The organism is Agrobacterium sp. 22-209-1 (genome assembly GCF_053522485.1).
Genome location: NZ_JBNWCH010000001.1, coordinates 105,815 through 129,742 on the forward strand (window position 1 = coordinate 105,815; position 23,928 = coordinate 129,742).

The window sequence follows — 23,928 nt, forward strand, 5'->3', positions numbered from 1 at the left end:
TAGCGGGACACTTTTTTTCTGTCGCCCGTTGACAGGCGGACGATTTGTAATGTTATTACATTACATCACAGAGACGGGTAGCACCGAACCCGTCGTTTTCAGATCGTCCGCGTGGTCGCCATGAGGTGCACGCGAGCGTTACCAAAGAACGAGGTCCTTATGTCGCACAAACTTCCCGTCACCGTGCTTTCCGGCTTTCTGGGCGCTGGCAAGACGACGCTCCTCAACCATATTCTCGCAAATCGTGATGGTCTGCGTGTGGCGTTGATCGTCAATGACATGAGCGAGATCAATATCGACGCCGCGCTGGTGCGCGATGGCGGCGCCAATCTCTCCCGCACGGAGGAGCAATTGGTGGAAATGACCAATGGCTGCATCTGTTGCACGCTGCGCGACGACCTCCTGAAGGAGGTGCGGGCGCTGGCCGAACAGGGTCGTTTCGATTACCTGCTGATCGAATCCACCGGCATCGCCGAGCCGCTTCCGGTCGCTGCGACCTTCGATTTTCGCGACGAAAACGGCCGCAGCCTTTCCGATGTTGCGCGTCTCGACACCATGGTGACGGTGGTGGATGCCGCCAATCTTCTCAACGATTACGGTTCGTCCGATTTTCTGGCCGACCGGGGCGAAACGGCAGGCGATGGCGACAACCGCACCATTGTCGATCTCCTGGTGGAGCAGATCGAATTTGCCGATGTCGTCGTCCTCAACAAGATCGGCACCGCGACGCCGGAGGAGCGGGACGCCGCCCGCAAGATCATCGTCGGGCTGAACCCGGATGCAAAACTCATCGAGGCCGATTTCGGCAAGGTGGCGTTGAAGGAGGTTCTGGGCACCGGCCGTTTCGATTTCGCCAGGGCGGAAGAACACCCCCTATGGTTCAAGGAATTGCACGGCTTCAAGGACCACATTCCCGAAACCGAGGAATATGGCATCCGCTCCTTTGTTTACCGCGCCAAAAAACCCTTCGACCCTGTGCTGTTCCAACGCTTCATCGACCGCGCCTGGCCAGGCGTGGTGCGCGCCAAGGGCTTCTTCTGGCTTGCGACGCGTCCGCGTTATGTCGGCGAGATCAGCCAGGCCGGCGCGTTGGTGCGTACCGGCAAGATGGGCCTGTGGTGGTCCGCCGTGCCGAAAGAGCAATGGCCGCGCGAGAAGCAGTTCCTCGATATGATGAAGCCCTATCTCGATCCGGTCTTCGGTGACCGCCGGCAGGAAATCGTCTTCATCGGCTCCGATCCGATGAACGAGGCACGCATCCGCGCGCAGCTCGATGCCTGCCTGATCGATACCGAGGCATTCACACCGGATGCATGGCGGCACCTGCCCGATCCTTTCGCAAGCTGGGACCGGCAGGCGGCTTGATCGTTCCTCGCCCTTATTTTAGCCGGGCGTATGCGCCTGTCGTCTTCTCCCCGCCGGGGAGAAGAAACAGGCCGCCCCGTTTCTTGCGAAACACTACAGAAAATTCAGCGTCACCAGCGCCAGAACGAGATAACGCCCAACCTTGGCGACGGTGACCAGCAGCAGAAACACTGGCAGCGGTTCCTTCATGATCCCGGCGGCAACCGTCAGCGGATCGCCGATCAGCGGCGCCCAGCTGAGCAGCAGGGACCATTTCCCATAGTGCCGATACCAGTTCTGGGCGCGCTCCAGCGCCGCGTCACCGACCGGAAACCAGCGTTCATGCCGAAAGCGCTCGATGCCGCGGCCGAGCAGCCAGTTCGCAAAGGAGCCGGCGACATTGCCGGCGCTGGCCACGACGACCAGCAGCCAGACGGGCTGTGATTTCAGAAGGATGAGGCCGGCCAATGCGGCCTCCGACTGCATGGGTAGAATGGTCGCTGCTATGAACGCCGTCAGGAACAAACCCGCATATACCGCCAGATCGGCCATTGCCCGCCCTTCATCCTCGACGAATCCCGTCGCTGCCCCTGAAGTGGCGGATGAGGGCGGCGGCGGTCAAGCGCATCTTGAGCCTGAAAACGGGTTCTCAAGCCGAATTCGCGGCGATGGCGCGCACGATATCGTCATGATCCACGGCGAGAAGCGCCTTGTGGATGGATAGTTGCCGGCTTGTGCCGGAAGCCGACAGAATGACGATCACCGTTTCGCGCGGCGGGCAATCCGGCAGGGCGCAGGAAAGCTCGGTGACTGTAATAATGTCTTCGGGGTGGAGATGCAGCAAATCGCGGGACCATTGCTTCACAAGACGGGCCTGCGAGACGATTGCGGAGCCGCTGCGCGCAAGCGGATTGTTCATGCCCTGCCCTTTCGCCCCGCCTGCGCGGCCAATGTCTCGAAGAGAGCGCGGATCGGCTGCTGCGGCATCTCCATGCCGATCAGCACGATGCGCGTGCCACGATTGCCATCCGGCCAGCGCTCCAGGCGGGTCAATGGATAAAGCCGATGCTGTACCGCATGGGCGATAACCGGCCGCTCCGGATCATCCGTCGCGCCGAAAATTCCCTTGAGTCGCAGCAGGCCGGAATGCACATTGCTGGTGACGAGCTCCAGAAAAGTGACAATCGCTTGCGGATCAAAAGCGCCGTCAAAGGTAAGATCGAAAGCCTCGACCCCGACGCCATGGCGGTTGATATCGTGCTGGTGGGCGGCATGAAGGCTCAGCCTGTCGGCCGCAAGCCATCCCGGCGCATCCTCCGGCTTGCCGCGCAGCGAATAATCCGAGGCTGCAAACAACGACATCAGATCGAAATCGACCGCATTGCGGTCATGAAACGAGGCCGCAGGATTGAGATCGGCGAGGCTTTCGCGGTCCACGGCTGCAGCATCGACAAGATCGGTTTTCGTCAGGACGATATGATCGGCAAAGGCAAGCTGTTTCCAGCCTTCGATAAAGCTGTCGAGCATCGCCGGGCCGGAGACAACGTCGAAAGCCGTGACCACGCCGGAAAGATGAAAATGCCGCGCCACGATGTGATCGCGCAGGCCAAGCGCCGGCGTTCCGCCAGCGATCAGGCTGTTGATGATAGGTGCGGGATCGGCAAGGCCGGTGGTTTCGATGACGACCCGCGATACTTCCGGCATCACCCCTTCCAGAAAGGCCTGGTGCAGCTCGTAAAGCGAAGTGCGAATATCGCTGGTGGCGGTGCAGCAGATGCAGCCCGTTGTCGTTCTGAAATATCGCTCAGACCCCGTCCGCACCAGACCGTGATCAATGGGAACTGCGCCGAATTCATTGACGATGACCGCGGCGTCGCGCATGGCCGGCTCAGTCAGAAGCGCATTCAGCAACGTCGTCTTGCCTGCGCCCAGAAAACCCGTCAGCAGGGTAACCGGCACTGTGCGGGCAGGTGGCGCGACGGCCGAATCGCCCCTGGGACCGACCGCATTCTTCCGCTTCATTCCGAACACATCCGCACCTTCACCATCCAAAAATTCGCCGCACCATAGTACGTAATGTAATAACATATCAATTGCGATTATTTGATGTCTGGCGCGCGCTAAACCAGCGCCAGCGCGTCGCCAACGGGCAGGCGCATGAAAAAACCACGGAACGAAGAAAATGGAATAATAAAACCGTTTCCTTCACTTTCGTTTTAATCGTTCCACGTTCTCTTGCATTTTCATTAGAGTTCGCTTTTAATCAGATCGCTAATGCAGAAAAGATCGCCCGCAGCCGGATCATGGAGGAACGACTGCAATAAGGGGCTGTATCTTTTACTGTTTTCATAACGGGAGGAATCGCCTTGAAAAAACTCAGCTACCGCCTTGCTGCGGCATCCGCGCTTTCGTTTTTTGTCACATCGAATGCTTTCGCCGCGACGGAGATTCAGTGGTGGCACGCCATGACCGGCGCGAATAACGAGGTCGTGGATACGCTTGCGAAAGAATTCAACGACAGCCAGAAAGAATACAAGATCACACCGGTCTTCAAGGGTACTTACCCGGAAACGCTGAATGCCGGGATTGCAGCGTTCCGCGCCAAGCAGCCGCCGGCAATCATTCAGGTCTTCGATGCCGGTTCGGGCGTGATGATGGGGGCCGCCGGCGCCATCAAGCCCGTGGCGGACGTCCTGAAGGAAGGGGGATACACCTTCAACAAGGATGAATATCTGGCCGGCATCGTGGCCTATTATTCCAAGCCCGACGGCACCATGCTGTCCTTCCCCTACAATTCGTCCTCGCCGATCCTCTATTACAACAAGGATATCTTCCAGAAAGCCGGCCTCGACGCCGACAACCCGCCGAAGACGTGGCCGGAAGTTTTCGAAGCCGCCAAGAAGATCAAGACCAGCGGCGCCGCCCAATGCGGTTTCACCTCCACCTGGCTCACCTGGATCCAGACCGAGAACTTCGCCGCCTGGAACAACGTCTCCTATGGCAGCAATGAAAACGGTCTTGGTGGCACGGATGTGAAACTTGCGGTCAACGCGCCGCTCTTCGTCGAGCATTTCCAGGCGATTGCAGACCTCGCGAAGGACGGCACTTTCCGTTATGGCGGCCGCACTTCAGAAGCCAAACAGCTGTTCATGTCCGGCGAATGCGGCATCCTGACCGAATCCTCCGGCGGCCTTGGCGATATCGTCAAGACCGGCATGAATTACGGCATCGGCCAGCTTCCTTATTATGAGGGCCATGGTCCGCAGAACACCATTCCCGGCGGCGCCAGCCTCTGGGTCTTCGGCGGCAAAAGCGACGCCGAATATAAGGGCGTGGCCGAGTTCTTCCACTTCCTCTCCCAGACCAAGATTCAGGCGCGCCTGCATCAGGTCTCCGGTTACATGCCGGTGACGATCGCGGCCTATGAGGAAACCAAGAAATCCGGATTTTATGACAAGAACCCCGCCCGTGAAACGCCGCTGCTGCAGATGATGGGTAAGCCGCCGACAGAAAACTCCAAGGGCGTGCGTCTCGTGAACCTGCCACAGGTGCGCGATATCATGAATGAAGAGTTCGAGGCGATGCTGGCCGGCAAGCAGGACGCGAAAGCCGCCCTCGACAAGATCGTGGAGCGCGGTGACGCCGCCATCAAGCAGGCCGCCGGCAACTAAACGATCCCCTGCCCCGCCCGCATCCTCGACAGGGTGCGGGCGGCATTCCCATCTCATCAGGAGATCGCCGTGCAAAGCGTCGTATTCCCCAACAAAATCCTGCCCTATCTGCTGGTCGCGCCGCAGATCATCCTCACGGTGATTTTTTTCTTCTGGCCGGCAAGCCAGGCGCTTTACCAATCGACCATGCGCGAGGATGCCTTCGGGCTGAACAGCAATTTCGTCGGTCTGGCGAATTTTTCCGCTGTGCTTTCAGACGAAAGCTATCTGAACTCGCTGCAGGTCACGATCATCTTCAGCATCCTGACCGCGCTCGTCTCCATGGGGCTGGCGCTGCTTCTGGCGACGGCTGCCGACCGCGTTGTGCGCGGCAAGGGCTTTTACCGCACCATGATGATCATGCCCTATGCCGTCGCCCCTGCGGTTGCCGGCATGTTGTGGCTCTTCATGTTCAACCCGGCCATGGGCACCTTCTCCTATATCCTGCGCCGTAACGGCATCATGTGGGACCCGCTGCTCAACGGCGACCAGGCCATGCTGCTCGTCGTCGCGGCTGCCGCCTGGAAGCAGATCAGTTACAATTTCCTGTTTTTTGTCGCAGGCTTGCAGGCAATTCCTAAATCACTGCTGGAAGCCGCCTCCATTGATGGCGCGCGCGGTTCGCGGCGCTTCTGGACCATCGTTTTCCCGCTGCTAGCACCAACCACCTTCTTCCTTCTGGTCGTCAACACGGTCTACGCCTTCTTCGATACCTTTGGCATCATCCATGCCGTCACCGGTGGCGGCCCTGCCAAGGCGACGGAAACACTGGTCTACAAAGTCTATAATGATGGCTTCGTGAACCTCAATCTCGGCTCTTCCGCCGCGCAATCCGTGATCCTGATGGTGATCGTCATAGCGCTCACCGCCTTCCAGTTCCGCTTCGTCGAGAAGCGCGTGCATTACGGCTGAGGATTTCCCATGATTGAAAATCGCCCGGTCGCCCGTGTGGTCGCCCATCTGATGCTGGTACTCGGCATCATCATCGTGGCCTTCCCGATCTATTACACCTTCGTCGCCTCCTCCATGACGTCGACGGATATCATCCGCCCGCCCATGTCTCTCCTGCCCGGTGACCATCTTGGCGCCAATTACGCCGAGGCCATGGTTGGCGGTGTCGAAAGAGTGGTCGGTGTGAGCCTCGAACGGCTGTTGTTCAACAGCTTCGTCGTGGCGCTCGCCATCGCCATCGGCAAGATCGTCATTTCGTTCCTGTCGGCCTTCGCCATCGTGTTTTTCCGCTTTCCCTTCCGCATGGGCTTTTTCTGGATGATCTTCATCACGCTCATGCTGCCGGTGGAAGTGCGTATCCTGCCGACCTACAAGGTCATCGTCGATCTTGGGCTGATCGACACCTATGCGGGGCTTACGCTGCCGCTGATGGCATCTGCGACGGCAACCTTCCTGTTCCGGCAGTTCTTCCTGACCATTCCCGGCGAGCTGGTCGAGGCGGCGCGTATCGACAATGCAGGGCCGTTCCGCTTCATGCGGGATATCCTGCTGCCGCTGTCGAGAACCAATATCGCCGCTCTGTTCGTGATCCTGTTCATCTATGGCTGGACCCAATATCTCTGGCCGCTGCTCGTGACCAACGACGCCAAGATGAACACGATCATCATCGGCCTCAAGCGCATGGTGGATTTTACCGACGCTTCGACGCCCTGGAATTATGTGATGGTGACGGCGATCCTCGCCATCATCCCCCCGATTATCGTTGTGGTGCTGATGCAGCGCTGGTTCGTCAAAGGTTTGGTGGAGACCGAGAAGTAATGGCAAAAATTGCGCTGAAAGACGTCCGCAAGGTTTATGGCGGCAATGTCGAGGCCATCAAGGGCGTGTCGATGGACATCGCCGACGGCGAAATGATCGTGCTGGTCGGCCCCTCCGGCTGTGGAAAATCTACCCTACTGCGCATGATCGCCGGTCTGGAAGGTATTTCCGGCGGCCAGATCGTCATCGGCGACCGGGTCGTCAACGATCTCGAGCCCTCCGACCGCGATATCGCCATGGTGTTCCAGAACTATGCGCTTTATCCGCATATGACGGTGCGCCAAAACCTTGCCTATGGCCTGAAGAACCGCAATACGCCGAAGGAGGAGATCGAACGGCGAATTACCGAGGCGGCAAAGGCGCTGGAGATCGAACAGTTCCTGGAGCGCAAACCGCGCCAGCTTTCCGGCGGCCAGCGCCAGCGTGTGGCCATGGGCCGCGCCATCGTGCGCAAGCCGGCGGCCTTCCTGTTCGACGAGCCGCTGTCCAACCTCGATGCCAAGCTGCGTGTGCAGATGCGCGTGGAAATCCGCCGCCTGCAACGCTCGCTCGCCACGACAAGCGTTTATGTCACCCATGACCAGATGGAGGCCATGACGCTGGCCGACCGGCTGGTAGTGCTGAATGCCGGCCGCATCGAGCAGATGGGCACGCCGATCGAGCTTTACGAAAAACCGGCCACCACCTTCGTCGCCACCTTTATCGGCTCGCCTTCCATGAACCTGCTGAACCATGACGCGACATCGGCAAACGGCTCTTCCGGCTGGTCGGTGCAGGGAACCCCGGCACTGCCGCAGGGCGTCGCCACGCTCGGCATCCGCCCCGAAGATATTACTCTTGCCGATGAAGCCCCCGCAGATGCCGCCTTCACCGGAACCGTGCAGGTGGACGCCGTCGAGCTGGTGGGCGCGGAAAGCTACGTGCACGGCTCCTTCGCTGACGGCACCACCATCGTTTTCCGCGTTCACGGCCGCTCGCAACTGCGCATCGGCGAAACGCTGAAGATAGCCGCACAGGCAAAGGATTTTCACCTGTTCGATGCGGCGGGGAAGAGAATCTAAACTTGCCTACGAAAACGGACACCCGCCAGTCGGCGGGTGCTCGCACTATCGCTAGAATCTCCGCCAGTTCCTTACCAGACGAGTTCCACTTGCGGCCGGCCATTGGAGGTTTTCTCCACGGTGCGACCGGACGTATCGACATTGCAATGAACGCGCTGCCGGAAAGCGGAAAAGCTTTCGAAAGTCACCACATCCACGGGATCATCGAGATGCAGGGTCAGCCGGTAGCGTTCGGGATCGCCGCCGAGCGCCTGCACACCTAGAACGGAAGCCACGAAGGGTTGGCCGAGGTAAAAACCTTCCACCCTTGACCCCAGAAGATAGGGGTTGAAGGCGGGGCGGTTGCCGGCCGATGCGTGGAGGGTGTTCCAGTCGCGGAAGCCATATTGCGCGGCGATGAGTTCCAGCGCTTTCGAATGGGTGATTGCTTGCCCCTGATCCTCAAGGGCGGCGCGCAGGCGTTTTGCCTGTTCTTTCAGCCCCTCAAGCGCGGGAAGCGGTTTGGACACGTTCATAACGGTTCTCCAACATGCGCATGCCGACTATTCCGAAGGGGGTCCGCGTTGCCATCGACGACATGCAAAACATGGGATGACCGTTATTGAAGAAAGAGCTTCACCAAGGGCGTAAACGCCTGCGGACGGCCGGGGCTCTTACGCCCGTGGCCGTCCCTATAGCTCAGAAAGCGTCGCCCGTCAAAGGCAGCGCTCAGCCGATCCCGTGATCAGAAGCGATAGGTGATACCCGCGCCGATCAGCCAGGGATCGAGCTTGGCCTTGCCGCTGATCGGCGTGCCACCCAGTTCGGCGGTCCAGTCGGTCTTGAGGAAGATTTTCTTCACGTCGAAGTTCACGCCCCAATGTTCGTCCAGCATATAGTCGAAACCGACTTGCACGGCAGCACCTAGCTTGTTCTTGACATCGAGATTGCTGAAACCGGGCTTTTCCGACTGGTTATAGAACAGCGAATAGTTCACGCCCGCGCCGATGTAAGGCTTGAACGCACCGAAATCGGTGAAGTGATATTGCAGCGTCAGTGTCGGCGGCAGCAACCACGTCTTGCCGACAGGCGTGCCGGCGAGCACGCCCTCGCCGTTGATCTTGGCATAGGTGGTGCCGAGGATGAGTTCGGCCGCAAAGTTTTCGGTGAAGAAATAGCTGATGTCGAGTTCCGGGATCACGGTGTCCGAATAGGACAGGCCCGCGCCCGGCACGCCATCGACGCTGCCGCTGGCATGGGTGATGACGCCGAGGCCGCGCACGCGCAGCATCCACGGGCTTGCCGCCGCAATCGCCTCTTCGGCGGTGGGGGTCGGCGCTGCCTGGGCCAGGTCGGCGGCCATGGCATTGGCGGATACCAGCATGGCCGCAACACCAGCCGCGACACTGGCAAACAAGGCGGTTTTTTTGTTTCTGTTCGTCATTCCATCTCTCCTATAGCGCACCGCAGCCGGGCAAGTCCCCGGAACCGGCTGATGACGGCGGGCTTTAGCGAATCTTCGCCCGCCGCAACCGCTTCGGAACCACTATGACGAAGGGGAAGGCAGGCCGATTGAGATGGATCAAACCGGGACGCCGATCATGGATCGGAACGATCAACCGGCAAACATTGTGACAATTACGCAACAAGCGCCGTCCAGCGATCGAAAAGCGGATGCACAACGCGCCCGACAGATACCGGAAAAATAAAAAAAAGGCCCGCATTTGCAGGCCTCCTTCCAGTGCATCATCTCTATCACGCGGCCTGGGGCGTCAGGGTTGCGGAGCCCGGCTTGCGCAGAAGCAGAACCGAGACGGCCGCGATCATGCACATCAGACCGGCAATCTGCAGTGCGGGCATATAGGTATCGAAATCGCTCTTGAAGAACCCGGCGCCAAAGGCGGCGGTGGCGGCTCCCAGCTGATGGCCGGCAAACACCCAGCCGAAAACGAGACCGGCCTTTTCACGGCCGAAATTCTCGGCGGCAAGTTTCACCGTCGGCGGTACGGTCGCCACCCAATCCAGCCCATAAAAGACGGCGAAGACCGAAAGCTCCACGAAGCTGAACCCCGAGAATGAGAGATAAAGCAGGGACAGGCCACGCAGACCGTAGAACCAGAAAAGCAGGAAGCGATTATCGAACCGGTCGGAAAGCCAGCCGGCAAAGATGGTGCCGAAGAAATCGAAAATACCGATTACCGCCAGCGTACCCGCCGCCGTCACCGCGGCCATGCCGAAATCGCCGCAGATCGAAATCCAGTGGGTCTGGATGAGGCCGTTGGTCGAAAGCCCGCAGACAAAGAAAGTGCCGAAAAGCACCCAGAACACCGGGTTGCCCGATACGCTCTTCAAGGTCACCAGCGGCGATGCCAGTGTGGCGAGGAGATTGTGATCCTGCTTGACCGGTTTTGCCACCGCTGTCTCGCCATAGGCCGGCAGGCCGACATCGGCAGGATGGTCACGCATCAAAAGCAGCACGAGGACCATCGCGGTTGCGATCACCGCAACGGAAAGGGTCAAAGCGGTTCGCCAACCGTAGGCTTCCGTCAACGCCGCCAGCAGCGGCAGGAAAACCAGCTGGCCAGTAGCGTTGCTCGCCGTCATGAGGCCGATCACCAGGCCGCGACGCTTGGAGAACCAGCGTGTCGCCACGGTGGCGCCCAATACCAGCGCGGTCATACCGGTGCCGACACCGATCACCACGCCCCAGAGCAGCAGCAATTGCCATACCTCAGTCATGAAGAAAGAGGCGACAATGCCGCCCATGATCAGGGCAAGCGCGGTGGACACCACCTGCCGGACGCCGAAATGATTCATGAAGGCAGCGGCAAAAGGCCCGAGCAGACCAAAAAGCACCAGCCTGACGGCCATTGCGGAGGAAATATCGGCGATATCCCAGCCGAATTCCTGATGCAGCGGCTGGATCATCACCCCTGCGGACCCCATCGCACCGGCGGTGGCCAACATCGTCAGGAAGGTGGTTGCAGCAACAAGCCAGCCATAATGCAGATTTCTGCCGGCCATCCAGCTGGCGAGGCGTGTGGAGAGCATGTTCAATTTCCCTTTCCAGCGGCCGCGGTCGATAGTTTACGGGTATATACCCTGTATTGCGGGCAGATACCCGCTTATGTTCCAAAAAATTACAGAGCTGCGAGCAGTTCCTGTAATTGTGCTGTCTTCTCAGGCCCAAGCCGGGCCTCGATTTCATCCTGCACGCCATCCCAGAGCGGCGCGCCCGCTTTCAGGATCGCATGCCCTTCCCTCGTCACGGTCAGCATCGCTTCCCGCTGATCCTCACCATGGCCGATGGCCACCAGACCCATGCGAGCCAGCACCTTAGCGTTGCGGCCGACTGTGGAACGATCCAGTTCCACCCGCGCGGCCAGATCGGTCAGCGAGACAGGCGCGGTGCGGTTGATATTCCGCAACAGGCTGAACTGACCGATATTGACGCCAAGCGGCGCCAGGGCTTCGTCATAATAAGACGAAACCTTGCGGGATGCTTTGCGCAACAGAATGCAGTGGCAACGATCATTTGGCATTTGTCTCGGGTATATACCCGTAAATTTCTATGCGCAAGAGGCGACTGAAAACTATCGACGGGAAAAGCCGCACGCTCGGATCACAGCGTAAAAACAAACCCCCGGTTTTAGGCCGGGGGTTGATATCAGTATCGGGCTTGTCTCAGGCAGAGAGCCTGCGGCCGCTTGCCACCAGCAGGCCGGCAACGCCATCAAGCCAGCCGGCTTTCAGCTCCAGCGCCAGGAAACGGCTGCGCTCGAACGGGCCGGGCATGATGAGGTGCTGGGCCTTGTCGGGGAAAAAGCCGAAGCGCTCGTAATAAGGTGCATCGCCAACCAGAAGAACGGCGCCGTGGCCTCGCTTGGTTGCCTCGGCAATGGCAGCGCGCATCAGCGCCGAGCCGATGCCTTTCCCCTCATGGGCGGCATCGACGGCCAGCGGGCCGAGCAGCAGCGCTTCGACGGCGCGGCCTTCGCGCGAGATGCCGGCCTCGACGTTCCACAGGCGCACCGTGCCGATGACATGGCCGTCCTCATCGCGGGCGACGAGCGCCAAGCCTTCGGCCGGAACGCGGCCGGCGCGCAGCTTTTCGGAAGACTTGCGGCGGCGGCCTGCGCCCATGGTACGGTCCAGCAGGTTCTCACGGGCGACGACATCGCCCGGATTTTCCTGATCGATATGAAATGTCTGCGGTGTGAAAAACGACCGTACCGAATTCAAAAGAGCGGCCATCCTTGGCCTCCCGTCACACTACCGCCCACACGCGGCCCTTGATGAAAATTGGTGGAGCCGTTCCGGCCCGCCGACACGCTTTCCTCGGCTGGAAGAGGTGCAGCAAGCAGGGATTTGCGCAACAGCACAATCGGCAGGGCCGGAACGGAAGCTTGGTCGAGACGCCGCCCTTTTCAGCGGACGGCGCTCGGACTTTTTGACCTGCACATCGGGTTTTCCGAAAACCGCGTTACACTTTTCGGCCCGATGCTTAGATGACGTAAGCCTTCAGCGGTTCGAAGCCGTTGAAGGCGACCGCCGAATAGGTGGTCGTATAGGCGCCCGTGCCTTCGATCAGAACTTCATCGCCGATAGTCAGAGAGACCGGCAGCGGGTACATGTTCTTTTCATACAGCACATCGGCACTGTCGCAGGTCGGGCCGGCCAGAACGCAGGGCTCCATCTCGTCCTGATCGCGCTCGGTGCGGATCGGGTAACGGATCGCCTCGTCCATCGTCTCGGCGAGACCGCCGAATTTGCCGATGTCGAGGAACACCCAGCGGTGGTTGTCATTGTCGGACTTCTTCGAGACAAGAACGACTTCCGCCTTGATGACGCCGGCATTGCCCACCATGCCGCGGCCCGGCTCGATGATCGTCTTCGGGATCTGGTTGCCGAAGTGCTTGCGCAGCGCCGTGTCGATCGCCTGGCCGTATTCTTCGGCAGCCGGAACGTCGCGCAGATACTTGGTCGGGAAACCGCCACCCATATTGACCATCTGCAGATGGATGCCCTGCTTGGCAAGCGACGCGAAGACGCGCTTGGCATCGGCCAGCGCCGCATCCCATGCGTCGAGATTCATCATCTGCGAACCGACATGGAAGGATACGCCATAGGATTCGAGGCCGAGCTGGTGTGCATAGACCAGAACGTCGACAGCCATCTGCGGCACGCAGCCGAACTTGCGCGACAGCGGCCATTCCGCACCTTCGCCATCCGTCAGCACGCGGCAGAAGACGCGCGCGCCGGGAGCGGCGCGGGCGACCTTCTCGACTTCCTCATGGCTGTCCACGGCGAAGAGATCGATGCCGAGCGCATGGGCGCGTGCAACATCGCGTTCCTTCTTGATGGTGTTGCCGAAGGAGATACGGTCGGCCGTCGCACCGGCATCGAGCGCCATCTGGATTTCAGCCACGGAGGCGCAATCGAAGTTGGAGCCGAGCGAAGCGAGCAGCTTCAGGATTTCCGGAGCCGGGTTTGCCTTGACGGCATAGTAGATGGCGCTGTTCGGCAGGGAGTGCCGGAAAGCGTTGAAATTGTCGCGCACGACGTCGAGATCAACCACGAGGCAAGGGCCTTCGGGACGTCGGGTCTTGATGAAGTCGAGAATGCGTGCAGTCGTCATCGATGTATTCCCTGTTAAACCGGCTTCGGAAAAATCCGAAGGACAAAGGACGCTCGAGATATGCATTCGAATCAGCCGGTGGAGGCGCAGAATCGATAGCACACGCTCAAGGCGCGAATGTGAACGACGCCCTGCCAGAGCATCATTCGGCTTTGTCTGCCATTGATTGGAGGGAATGACCCGACCGCACTTCAGGCAATGATGGTGTGCCTCTTTAGTACCCCGGCTGATGGAAAGCCGGCAGAGAACCAGAAAGGCCCGCACCGTCGTTGCTTCGTATGTCCTCGCATTTCCCGGTTGGCCGGAATAGCGACTGGAGGGGTTAGTTCCAGGTACCTTACCTAAATCCTCACCACATCGAGGACTCGGCGGACACACATGGGCACGTGCGACTTTGGGCAGCACGGGAGATAAGAATATTCGCAGTCATAATCAAGAGGATTTTTTCACCAAAGAGCGGATTTTTTCGGCAATGAATTAAGGGTTGAACAGTCCGTCCTCGCCGTTCAATTATATGGAACGAACCGGAGGATTTTCATGGACACGCTCACCCGCATCCGCGCCTTTATCGATGTCGTCGAAGCGGAGGGTTTTTCCGCCGCGGCGCGCAAGACAGGGCGATCCAAGGCGCTCCTGTCCAAATATGTTCGGGAACTGGAGGACGATCTCGGCGCGCTGCTCCTCAATCGCACCACCCGGCAGTTCTCGCTGACGGAGGCCGGGCACACCTATTACCGCACGGCTTCCGACATTTTGAAGGAGATCGATAACCTTGCCGATCTGGTGCGCGAGAAGAATGCCGATCTGAAGGGTAAGCTCAGGATTTCCGTTCCCCGCACCTTCATCGACGCCGATGTCGGCCAGAGCCTGATCGACTTCGCCAAGGAAAATCCAGAACTCTCGCTCGAAATCGTCGCGGAAGACCGATTCGTCGATCTGATCGAGGAGGGTTTCGATCTCGCGGTTCGGATAACCCGGCTGGAGGATTCGGGCCTCATAGCCCGCAAGCTTTCCGATTTCCGGGTCTATGCGGTGGCGACGGCAGATTTCGTGGCGAAACACGGGCCACTCCATGGCCCGCAGGATTTCTCCCGCGTCCCCTTCATCATCGACACCAATACACGGTTTCACAATACGGTGCGGTATCTGGAGCCGGATGGCGGTTCGAACTCCGTCACCATCAGCGGACCGATCGAGGTCAACAGCCCGCAGGCGACGCTACGCGCCGCCCGTGCCGGGCTCGGCATCGCGCTCGTGCCGGATTTCATCGCCAGACCCTATATCCAGTCCGGCGAACTGGTGACGCTGTTCGACGATTATATTTCCAAGGACAGGGGTATCTATGCGGTCTATCCGCATCGCCGCTACCTGCCCGCCAAGGTGCGCAGCTTCGTGGACTATCTCTCGGCCTGGTTCAGGAAGAACGGGTAGTCCGCAAAATGAAACGCCCGCCTTGCGGCGGGCGTCGGTACTAGCGGAAAATCAGATCAGAATGGCGAATCCGGGAAGTAGAACTGCTCGGCATTGTCCTTGGTGATCAGCGTCGCATCGAGGATATATTCACCCGCGACCGGCACCTGATCGTAGAAGTGCCCAGCGGTCAATTGCATGGCTGTCGCCACCATTGCCGGCGGATAGAGTACGTCGACAGGCACCAGCTTGTCGCCGTCCATCACCTTCTTGATCATGTCCTTGGAGCCGGCGCCCGCAACGATATACTGGATATCGGTGCGTTTCGCCTGCTGGATGGCCTCCAGCACGCCGATAGCCATGTCGTCATCCTGACACCAGACCACGTCGATCTTCTTGTATTTGGTCAGATAGTCCTGCATCACGCGGAAGGCGTCATCGCGGTTCCAGTTGCCGTACTGGCGGTCGAGAACCTTCACGCTGGAACCGGCGATACCCTTGTCGAAACCATCCTGACGCTGCTGGTCGATCGGGATCGGCAGACCGCGAATGACCACGACTTCGGCGTCAGGCGTCGTCTTCTTGATGTATTCGCCGGCCACCTGGCCAAGTGCGGGGTTGTTGCCGGCAACATAGAGATCGCGGATCGAATTGTCGTTGACGCTCGGCGCGCGGTCGACCAGCGCGACGAAGGTGCCCTTGTCCTTGATCTCCTTGATGGCGTTGACCAGCGGATCGGGATCGGATGGCAGCACGACAAGCGCATCGAGCCCCTGCACGGCAAGATCCTGCAGCGCATTTGCCTGATTGGCGGCGTCCGGCGACGTCTTGACGATGACGTTGAGCCCCGGATGCTCCTGCATCAGCAGCTTCGCCACACGCTCGGCATGATAGACGACGCCCGCCGTCCAGCCATGATCGGCCGCTGGAATGGAAACGCCGATGGTGACCTTCTTGTCCTGCGCGTGAGCCGGACCCGCCAGCACCGCAGCCAGCGCGGCAAAGGCCACGCCGATGAATTTTCTACGCATAGTCTCTTTCCTCCCAAGACCGGGGCGTTCCTCCTTCGACCGCGCCTGCCCCACTGGCGCGGCGTGATACGTCACCTGCGGCTGAGCGAGCGCTGCACCAGCATGGCGATGATGATGATGGCCCCCTGAATGGCGCCGATCAGATATTCGCTGACGAAGTTCGACAGGATCATGATGTTGCCGACGATCTCCAGAATGAAGGCTCCGCAGATCGTCCCCCAGATGCGCCCTACCCCGCCTCTCAGCGCCGTGCCGCCGACGACGACGGCGGTGATGGCCTGCAACTCCCACAACATGCCTGTGGTGGCCGAAGTGGAAGCGAGGCGCGGCACGTAAAGCAGCACCGCAACGGCGACACACAGCCCCTGCACCACATAGGCGATGGTGCGCACCCGGGTGACCGAAATACCGGAATAACGCGCTACATCCTCACTGGAGCCGACGGCCGTCAAATGCCGGCCGTAACGGGTGCGATAGAGCACGAAGGCGGCGATTGCAGCGGTAACGAAGATGACGATGACCGGCACCGGCACGCCGAAGACATTGCCGAAATAGACCGGACGATAAAGCGTCTGGATTTCCGGATTGCGCAGCGTGATCGCCCCGCCCTGCGACAACCATGTGGTCAAGCCGCGATAGATGCCCATGGTGCCGAGCGTGGCGATAAAGGGCTCGATACGGCCGATGGTGGTGATGAGACCGTTCATTAGCCCACAGGCAGCACCGATCGCGAGCGCCAGCGCCATGGCGGTGAGCAGCATTAAAAGCGGACTTGCGATGACGCCGCTATTCATGAACAGGATCATCAGGCTGGCGACGAATGCGACCATGGCCCCGACGGAAAGATCAAGCCCGCCCGATGTGATGACGTAAGTTGCGCCGAGCGCGATGATGGCGATGAAGGCGCTGCGCGTAGTGACGTTCAACAAATTGTCGATGCCGATGAAATTGGGATTGGCGATGGCGCCGAGAACCAGCAGCAGGGCCAGCGCCACGAACGGCGCGACGGCGCGCAGGTCCCAGTCCTTCGAGGTCTTCGGCGTTTTGCCGTTGTCAAATGCGGCCTCAGTCATATTTCCCCTCAGTCTCTTTTGTCAGGCCATGTTTCCCGGGACACGGGCGCTCAGGCGGGTTCCTGCGTATGAACACCCGTCGCCAGTGTCACGATGTCGTTCTCGGTCATGCGCTCACCCGTCACCTCACCGACGATCCGGCCCGACCGCATCACCAGAATGCGGTCGCAAATGCCGATCAGCTCCGGCATTTCCGAAGAAACCACGATGATCGAACGCCCCTCATCCGCAAGCCTGGCGATGAAGCGGTAAATTTGCTCCTTGGTGCCGATATCGATACCGCGCGTCGGTTCGTCGATGATGACGATGGATGGATCGAGCAGCATCATCTTGGCCAGCAGAAGCTTCTGTTGGTTGCCGCCGGAAAGCTGGCCCGCCAGCAAATCCTTGCGGCCGGTGCGGATGTCGAAATCCCGGACCGCATCATCGAGCGCCGCCGTTTCCCGGCGGGTATCGATCTGAAACAGCCGGCTGAATTTCTTGAGCGCGGCAAGCGTGAGATTGACACGCAAATCCTTGGCGAGCAGCAGGCCCTTGCCCTTGCGGTCCTCGCTCAGGTAAACGATTCCGGCCTTCAGGCTGTCTTCCGCCGTTGCGAAATGCACCGGCCTGCCGTGATGACGCACCGTTCCCCGACCGGCGCGCAGGCCGAGTATCCCCTCCATAAGCTCCGTTCTGCCCGCGCCAACCAGACCGGCAAAACCGAGGATTTCGCCCCTGCCCAGGCTGAAACCGGCATCCTGAGCATAGGCCGGAACGGTAAAATGCTCCACCTGCAGAACCGGCTCGTGCTCTCCGCCGGCGACACGGTCCGGATAAAGCTTGGCAACGTCGCGCCCCACCATCAGACGCGCCATATCCGCAGGCTCCAGCGTCGATGCCGGATGGGAGGCGACCAGTCTGCCGTCTCGCAGAACCGTCACCCGGTCGGCGATCTCCTTCACCTCCGGCAGACGATGCGAAATATAAAGCACGGCCACACCCTTCGCCCGGATGTCCCTGATGACATTCAGCAGCGCATCCGTTTCGATGGGGGTAAGGCTCGCCGTCGGCTCATCGAAAATGACCACCCGGTGCGGCACCAGCAGCACACGGGCGATCTGCACGAGCTGCCGCTGGGCAATCGACAGGCTGCCGACAATGGCGTCCGGATCGATCGTACCGCCAAGATCGGCGATCGCCTTGCGGGCGCCGGCGCGCATCGCGCGATCATCCACCGTCGGACCTCTGCATAATTCACGGCCGAGATAGATGTTCTGCGCCACCGTCAAATCCGGGGCCAGCAATATTTCCTGATGCACGAGGACGATGCCGCGATGTTCGGCGTCCACCGGTCCGGTGAGCGCAACGGCCTCGCCATCGATGCGGATTTCCCCGCCCGACGGCTTCTCATTGCCGGCCAGAAGCTTCATCAGCGTCGACTTGCCGGCGCCGTTCTCACCGATGATCGCGTGGACCTCGCCGGCCTGCACCGCAATCTCGATGTCCTTCAGAACCTGTACCGGACCGAAAGACTTCGATAGCCCAACCGTCCGGATCAAGGCCGGGTCTGGAGATTCGTCAGCAAAAGCCATGCGCCCTCACCGGTGTCCCGTAGGAACGGACGGCGCTTGTCCCTTAATTTTATTTGAAATGACCATGTGCGAACTCCTCCCAAAGCCCGAAGAAGAAGCTAGCGTTCGTTTTGAGGTACGTAAAGCAATTTTCGCTGGTCTTTTAGAATACACTCAAATTTGACCGTATGAACCGCAAACCAGAAGGTCCCGGAAGTCCCGTCATGATGCGGAGGAGCGCTGGAAACCCTTCATCAGGCGGTGCACGGCTTCGGCACCCTCCCTGGCCAGATCGAACCGCTTGCCGAACAGCAGCCAGTCGGAGCACATGCCTTTCAGCAGCCAGTATAGCGCATCGAGCGCAGAGTCCGCCGTCCAGTTGTCGTTGAATGCGCCTTCCGCCTGCGCCCGTGCGAAAGCGGCCTCGAGCCGATCCTTGTGATACCGATCCAGTTCTTCCTGCGCGTGCAGCACCGGAGCGAACTCATCGGAGTAATTGGTGCGCAGGCTGATGGTCATGATGCGCTGGCGCTGTTCATCTTTTGAAAGAAGCGTCAGCCATTTGCAGGCGGCTTCCTCGATCTTGGCGAGCAGAGCCAGCCCCTTGACGTCGGGGTCGCCGAAATCGAGCAAATCCGATTCCGGCAGGGACACAGATTGATAGAGGCCGATAAAGAGATCGGTCTTGCTGGAAAAATGCCAGTATATGGCACCACGCGTGACGCCGGCCGCAGCCGCCACCTCATCCAGCGAGCTGTTGGCCACGCCCTTTTTGAAGAACACCCGCTCGGCGGCGGCAAGGATCGCCTGACGCGTCTCTTCCGCCTCGGCCTTGGTTCGGCGCATGCTGATGTCTCCTTCCAGTCGCGGCACGGCGCTTTCGCACCGTACCTTGTTTGCAGTGCCGGGCTGTCAGCCAAATGAACGCATTCATGTGACTTTTCGCCCAGCTGTCACATCCGTTTTATTCCGCCGGCGACACAGCGTCAGCAGCAATCTTGTCCCCCTTCTTCCGATCCCCGAAAAACTTCATGACAAAAACGAAGAACACGGGAACGAAGAAGATCGCGAGGATCGTCGCCGAGATCATGCCGCCGAGAACACCGGTGCCGATGGCGTTCTGGCTCGCCGCACTGGCACCAGATGCGATCGCCATGGGCAACACACCGAGCGAGAAGGCAAGCGACGTCATCAGGATCGGTCGGAAGCGCAGATGCGCCGCCTCCACCGTCGCATCATAGGTGGATTTTCCTTCCGCCCGCAAATCCTTGGCGAATTCGATGATCAGGATCGCGTTCTTGGCCGAGAGACCAATGATGGCGACAAGACCCACCAGGAAGTAGACGTCGTTCGGCATGCCGCGCATCATCACCGCCGCCACCGAACCGATGACCCCGAGCGGCACCACCAGCATGACGGAGAGAGGGATGGACCAGCTTTCGTAAAGCGCGGCCAGCAGCAGGAAGACGAACAGCACGCTAAGGCCGATCAGGGCCGGCGCCTGTGAGCCCGACTGGATTTCCTGCAGCGACTGGCCGGTCCATTCGAAACCGAAACCACCCGGCAGTTCGCGCGCCAGACGCTCCATTTCGGCAATCGCATCGCCGGAGGAGTAACCCGGTGCGGACTGGCCGCTGATACGGATCGCCGGATAGCCGTTATAACCGACCACCTGCGAGGGGCCGCGCACCCATTCCACCGAAGCGAATGAGCTGACCGGCACCATGCCGCCATTGGCGTTGCGGACGTTGAGGTTCAAAAGATCCTCGGTCTTCATGCGCTGGCCCAGCTCCGCCTGCACCGTCACACGCTGCATGCGGCCGGCATTGGGGAAATCGTTGACGTAGGACGACCCCATATTGGCCGAGATGGTGGCGTTGATGTCGCTGAAGGTCACACCGAAGGTATTGGCCTTTTCACGGTCGATGATGAGATTGACCTGCGCCGCATCCGGCATGCCTTCGATGCGAAGACCGGCAAGGATGGGGCTCTGGCGGGCGGCGGCCATGAGCTGGGCGCCCGCTGCGCTGAGCGCGGTCTGACCGGCACCCGACCTGTCCTGAAGACGGAAGGTGAAACCGCTCGAGTTGCCCAGACCCTGAATAGGCGGCGGCGACAAGGCGAACGACATGGCATCCGGCAGGCCCCAAAGCTTGCCGTTGATCCGGGCGGAGATGGCCGCAGCCGAATCCTCCGGCCCGCGTTCGCTCCAGTCCTTCAGCGTCGCGAAAGCGAGACCCGCATTCTGGCCGGAGCCGGAGAAGGAGAATCCCGAGATCGCAATGACGCGCTCCACCGCCGGCTCTTCCATGAAGATTTTCTCGATCTGCTGGATGGATTGCAGCGTGCGCTCGGTGCTGGCTTCCGCCGGCGCCTGAATATCGACGATCAGATAGCCCTGATCCTCGTTGGGCAGGAACGAGCTTGGCAGCTGCATATAGGCCCAGCCGAGACCGGCAAGCAGCGCCGCATAGATGATCATGAAACGGCCGGAGCGCTTGATGATGCCCCCCACCGACGAGGAGTATTTGTGCGACGCCTTATCGAAATTGCGGTTGAACCAGCCAAAAAATCCTTTTTTCTCGTGATGCCCTGCCTTGATCGGCTTCAGGAAAGAAGCACAGAGCGCGGGCGTGAGAGACAGTGCCAGGAAGCCCGAAAACAGGATGGAAACCACCATCGTCAGACTGAACTGCTGGTAGATGATGCCAACGGCTCCGGGGAAAAAGGCCATCGGTACGAACACCGCGGTCAGCACCAGCGTGATGCCGATGATGGCGCCCGAAATCTGGCCCATGGCCTTGCGGGTCGCCTCCTTCGGCGGCAGATGCTCCTCCGCCATGATGCGCTCAACATTTTCCACGACAACAATAGCGTCGTCCACCAGAATGCCGATGGCGAGAACCATGGCGAACATGGTGAGCACGTTGATCGAAAACCCCGAGACATACATGACGGCGCAGGTGCCGAGCAGCGCCACGGGCACCACCAGTGTCGGAATGATCGTGTAGCGGATGTTCTGCAGGAAGACGAACATCACCACAAAGACGAGGATCATTGCCTCTATCAGCGTGTGAATGACCTTCTCGATCGAGATCTTGACGAAGGGACTGGTATCATAGGGTATCTCATACTCGATGCCCTGCGGGAAATAGCGTGACAACTCCTCCATCGTCGCGCGCACGCCTTCGGAGGTCTGCATGGCATTTGCCGTCGGCGACAGCTGGACGCCGATGGCCGCACTGGGCTTGCCGTTGAGACGGCTCGAGAAATTGTAGCTCTCGCCCCCCACTTCGACACGTGCGACATCACGCAGCCGCACCGATGAGCCATCGGGATTGGCGCGCAACACGATGGAACCGAATTCCTCCGGAGAGGTCAACTGACCCTGAACGTTGACGGTGGCCGAAATCTGCTGGCCGACAGGGTTCGGCGATGCGCCGATGCGGCCAGCGGCCACCTGCGAGTTCTGCGCCTGAATGGCGTTGATGACATCGTCCGAGGTCAGGCTGAGGCCCAACATCTTGTCGGGATCCATCCAGATGCGCATGGAGCGCTGGGTGGCGAACAGCTGCGCGCTGCCGACACCCGGCACACGCCGCAATTCACCCAGCACGTTGCGGCTGAGATAATCGCCAAGACCGATGGCATCGGTGTTGCCGTCGACGGAGGTCAGCGCCACCATCATCAGAAACGATGTGCCGGCCTGTTCCACACGCAGTCCCTGCTGCGTCACAGAGCGCGGCAGACGGGGTTCGACGCGGGCAATGCGGTTTTGGACTTCGACCTGGGCTTCACCGATATTGGTGCCGGGCTCGAACGTCACGTTGATCGAAATACGGCCGGAGGATTCCGACGTCGACTCAAAGTAGATGAGACCGGGAACGCCGTTCAGCTCTTCCTCGATAGGTCGGGTAACACTCTGGTAGATGTCTTCCGGCGAGGCGCCCGGATAGTTAGTGCCGATCGAAATCTGTGGCGGGGCCACATTCGGATATTGCGCAATCGGCAGCATGGGAATGGCGAGCAGGCCCGCCAGCATGATGAAGATGGCGACGACCCAGGCAAAAATGGGCCGATCGATGAAAAAACGTGCCATGGAAATCGGTCCTTATTGCTTTGCGGCCGGGACAGCGCTCTCGCTGCCGGCGGCGGCAGTGACATCGGGCTCCGGCGACCACGGTTCCGGCTTCACCTTCGCGCCCGGCGCGGTTTTCTGGAAACCTTCGGCAACGACGCGATCGCCATCCTTCAGCCCCTCCGAAATCACCCAGCGATCACCGATGGAGCGTCCCACGCTCACGCGCCGCTGTTCGACCGTGTCTTCGGCATTCACGACAAGAACGCTTGCCTGCCCGCCCGCGTCGCGCTGCACCGCCTGCTGCGGCACGGCAAAGGCCGCCTTCTGGATACCCTGCTGGATCTGGACGCGAACATACATGCCCGGCAAAAGATCGCCATTCGGGTTGGGAAATTCGCCGCGCAACGTCACCTGGCCGGTGGTTTCATCCACCGCTGCCTCGGAGAACAGCAGGCGGCCTGACACCGGATAACGGCTGCCATCATCAAACAGCAGGTTGACTTCGGCCTCGTTCTTGCCGGTCATCAGCTGGCCGTCTTGCAGCGCCTTGCGCAGGCGAATGAGATCGGCGGCCGGCTGGGTAAAATCGGCATAGATCGGATCGAGCTGCTGGATCGTCGCCAGGCTTTCAGAACCGGTCGCGCTGACCAGCGCGCCTTCGGTGATGCGCGCCCGGCCGATGACGCCGCTGATCGGCGCCTTCACATCGGCATATTGCAGATTGAGCCTTGCTTCCGCAACGCCGGCCTCCGCCACCGCCACTTCGGCATCGGCTTGCGCCAGCAAAGCGACGGCATTGTCGAATTCCTGCTGAGAGCCGACATTGGAGCGGCGCAGCTGCTGCTGACGGTCGGCAGTCTGCCGCGCCTGCAGTTGCGCAGCCTGCGCCCGGCGCAGCGTGCCTTCGGCGCTATCGACGCGCACCTGGAAGGGTGCGGGATCGATCCGGTAGAGCACGTCGCCTTCCTTCACCAGCGAGCCCTGCTCGAACACCCGCTCGACGATGATGCCGGAAACGCGCGGACGTACTTCGGCAAGCCGCGTCGGCGCGATGCGTCCAGGCAATTCGTTGGTGATGGGCAGTTCTTCCGGCTTCACGGTCACGACCTTGACCGCACCGGGCGGCGGGGCGGCGGGTGCGGACGCCTGCTCGTCGCTACACCCGACCAGGACGATGCCTGTCAACAACACCGCTACGATCTGCCCAAATCTCTTCGCCATACTGCGCTCCGAATCCATAAAATAGGTCACATTTACATACATACTAATACGTATGTA

General features: G+C 60.1%; 22 protein-coding genes. 7 read left to right on the plus strand and 15 right to left on the minus strand.

Annotated elements, in window-relative coordinates; all coding sequences use genetic code 11:
* The first annotated feature begins 159 nt into the window (after positions 1-159).
* A complete protein-coding gene (gene zigA / locus ACQZ48_RS00520) occupies positions 160-1,365 on the plus strand; it encodes a zinc metallochaperone GTPase ZigA (RefSeq protein WP_137411714.1) in 1,206 nt (401 codons plus the stop codon).
* A 93-nt stretch (positions 1,366-1,458) separates the two neighbouring features.
* Here zigA and ACQZ48_RS00525 read toward each other — a convergent pair whose 3' ends face one another.
* The 3 genes from ACQZ48_RS00525 to ACQZ48_RS00535 form a co-directional block, all read right to left on the minus strand.
* Positions 1,459-1,896, minus strand: a complete 438-nt coding sequence (locus ACQZ48_RS00525) for a YqaA family protein (protein ID WP_448728341.1) — start codon at positions 1,894-1,896, stop codon at positions 1,459-1,461.
* A 97-nt stretch (positions 1,897-1,993) separates the two neighbouring features.
* On the minus strand, positions 1,994-2,263 hold the full coding sequence (locus tag ACQZ48_RS00530) for a hypothetical protein (protein ID WP_077984236.1): 270 nt from the start codon (positions 2,261-2,263) through the stop codon (positions 1,994-1,996).
* The gene (locus ACQZ48_RS00535; RefSeq protein WP_448728342.1) at positions 2,260-3,366 is read right to left on the minus strand and encodes a CobW family GTP-binding protein; all 1,107 of its coding nucleotides are present in this window, start codon (positions 3,364-3,366) and stop codon (positions 2,260-2,262) included. Before ACQZ48_RS00535 ends, ACQZ48_RS00530 begins: the two co-directional genes overlap by 4 nt.
* Before the next feature lie 71 nt (positions 3,367-3,437).
* On the opposite strand from ACQZ48_RS00535, the gene ACQZ48_RS00540 reads away from it, so the two are divergent.
* The 5 genes from ACQZ48_RS00540 (at position 3,438) to ACQZ48_RS00560 (ending at position 7,885) form a co-directional block, all read left to right on the plus strand.
* Positions 3,438-3,668, plus strand: a complete 231-nt coding sequence (locus ACQZ48_RS00540; protein WP_448728343.1) for a hypothetical protein — start codon at positions 3,438-3,440, stop codon at positions 3,666-3,668.
* A gap of 36 nt (positions 3,669-3,704) precedes the next feature.
* Positions 3,705-5,015 (plus strand): sn-glycerol-3-phosphate ABC transporter substrate-binding protein UgpB, encoded by a 1,311-nt coding sequence (gene ugpB / locus ACQZ48_RS00545; RefSeq protein ID WP_169538598.1) that lies wholly within the window; start codon positions 3,705-3,707, stop codon positions 5,013-5,015.
* A 69-nt stretch (positions 5,016-5,084) separates the two neighbouring features.
* Positions 5,085-5,966 carry a sn-glycerol-3-phosphate ABC transporter permease UgpA gene (gene ugpA, locus ACQZ48_RS00550; RefSeq protein ID WP_077984238.1) on the plus strand — a complete coding sequence of 294 codons (882 nt, stop codon included), beginning with the start codon at positions 5,085-5,087 and terminating at the stop codon, positions 5,964-5,966.
* A 9-nt stretch (positions 5,967-5,975) separates the two neighbouring features.
* A complete protein-coding gene (gene ugpE / locus ACQZ48_RS00555; RefSeq protein ID WP_077984239.1) occupies positions 5,976-6,824 on the plus strand; it encodes a sn-glycerol-3-phosphate ABC transporter permease UgpE in 849 nt (282 codons plus the stop codon).
* Positions 6,824-7,885: a sn-glycerol-3-phosphate import ATP-binding protein UgpC gene (locus ACQZ48_RS00560; protein ID WP_269824098.1), complete on the plus strand. Its 1,062-nt coding sequence runs from the start codon at positions 6,824-6,826 to the stop codon at positions 7,883-7,885. Before ugpE ends, ACQZ48_RS00560 begins: the two co-directional genes overlap by 1 nt.
* A gap of 71 nt (positions 7,886-7,956) precedes the next feature.
* Here the strand turns inward: ACQZ48_RS00560 and ACQZ48_RS00565 are convergent, their stop codons facing one another.
* The 6 genes from ACQZ48_RS00565 to odc2 form a co-directional block, all read right to left on the minus strand.
* Entirely contained in the window at positions 7,957-8,400 is a 444-nt protein-coding gene (locus tag ACQZ48_RS00565; RefSeq protein ID WP_077984241.1) for a glyoxalase superfamily protein, read from the minus strand.
* Between the two features lie 209 nt (positions 8,401-8,609).
* Entirely contained in the window at positions 8,610-9,308 is a 699-nt protein-coding gene (locus ACQZ48_RS00570; RefSeq protein ID WP_448728344.1) for an OmpW/AlkL family protein, read from the minus strand.
* Positions 9,309-9,619: 311 nt separating this feature from the next.
* The gene (locus tag ACQZ48_RS00575) at positions 9,620-10,915 is read right to left on the minus strand and encodes an MFS transporter (RefSeq protein WP_149147541.1); all 1,296 of its coding nucleotides are present in this window, start codon (positions 10,913-10,915) and stop codon (positions 9,620-9,622) included.
* An 89-nt stretch (positions 10,916-11,004) separates the two neighbouring features.
* A complete protein-coding gene (locus ACQZ48_RS00580) occupies positions 11,005-11,406 on the minus strand; it encodes a MarR family winged helix-turn-helix transcriptional regulator (RefSeq protein WP_137411706.1) in 402 nt (133 codons plus the stop codon).
* Between the two features lie 142 nt (positions 11,407-11,548).
* Entirely contained in the window at positions 11,549-12,118 is a 570-nt protein-coding gene (locus ACQZ48_RS00585) for a GNAT family N-acetyltransferase (protein WP_448728345.1), read from the minus strand.
* A 250-nt stretch (positions 12,119-12,368) separates the two neighbouring features.
* Positions 12,369-13,502, minus strand: a complete 1,134-nt coding sequence (gene odc2, locus ACQZ48_RS00590) for an ornithine/lysine decarboxylase (RefSeq protein ID WP_080796126.1) — start codon at positions 13,500-13,502, stop codon at positions 12,369-12,371.
* 537 nt (positions 13,503-14,039) lie between these two features.
* On the opposite strand from odc2, the gene ACQZ48_RS00595 reads away from it, so the two are divergent.
* The gene (locus tag ACQZ48_RS00595) at positions 14,040-14,933 is read left to right on the plus strand and encodes a LysR family transcriptional regulator (RefSeq protein ID WP_077984248.1); all 894 of its coding nucleotides are present in this window, start codon (positions 14,040-14,042) and stop codon (positions 14,931-14,933) included.
* A 56-nt stretch (positions 14,934-14,989) separates the two neighbouring features.
* Here the strand turns inward: ACQZ48_RS00595 and ACQZ48_RS00600 are convergent, their stop codons facing one another.
* The 6 genes from ACQZ48_RS00600 to ACQZ48_RS00625 all read right to left on the minus strand — a co-directional run bounded on the left by ACQZ48_RS00600 (position 14,990) and on the right by ACQZ48_RS00625 (position 23,871).
* Entirely contained in the window at positions 14,990-15,943 is a 954-nt protein-coding gene (locus ACQZ48_RS00600; RefSeq protein WP_448728346.1) for a substrate-binding domain-containing protein, read from the minus strand.
* Positions 15,944-16,014: 71 nt separating this feature from the next.
* A complete protein-coding gene (locus ACQZ48_RS00605) occupies positions 16,015-17,016 on the minus strand; it encodes an ABC transporter permease (protein WP_448728347.1) in 1,002 nt (333 codons plus the stop codon).
* 50 nt (positions 17,017-17,066) lie between these two features.
* Entirely contained in the window at positions 17,067-18,590 is a 1,524-nt protein-coding gene (locus tag ACQZ48_RS00610) for a sugar ABC transporter ATP-binding protein (protein WP_077984251.1), read from the minus strand.
* A gap of 201 nt (positions 18,591-18,791) precedes the next feature.
* Complete coding sequence (locus ACQZ48_RS00615) at positions 18,792-19,415, minus strand: TetR family transcriptional regulator (RefSeq protein WP_149147596.1); 624 nt, start codon at positions 19,413-19,415, stop codon at positions 18,792-18,794.
* A gap of 118 nt (positions 19,416-19,533) precedes the next feature.
* Positions 19,534-22,668: a multidrug efflux RND transporter permease subunit gene (locus ACQZ48_RS00620; RefSeq protein ID WP_448728348.1), complete on the minus strand. Its 3,135-nt coding sequence runs from the start codon at positions 22,666-22,668 to the stop codon at positions 19,534-19,536.
* 12 nt (positions 22,669-22,680) lie between these two features.
* Positions 22,681-23,871 (minus strand): efflux RND transporter periplasmic adaptor subunit, encoded by a 1,191-nt coding sequence (locus ACQZ48_RS00625; RefSeq protein WP_448728349.1) that lies wholly within the window; start codon positions 23,869-23,871, stop codon positions 22,681-22,683.
* Positions 23,872-23,928 lie beyond the last annotated feature (57 nt).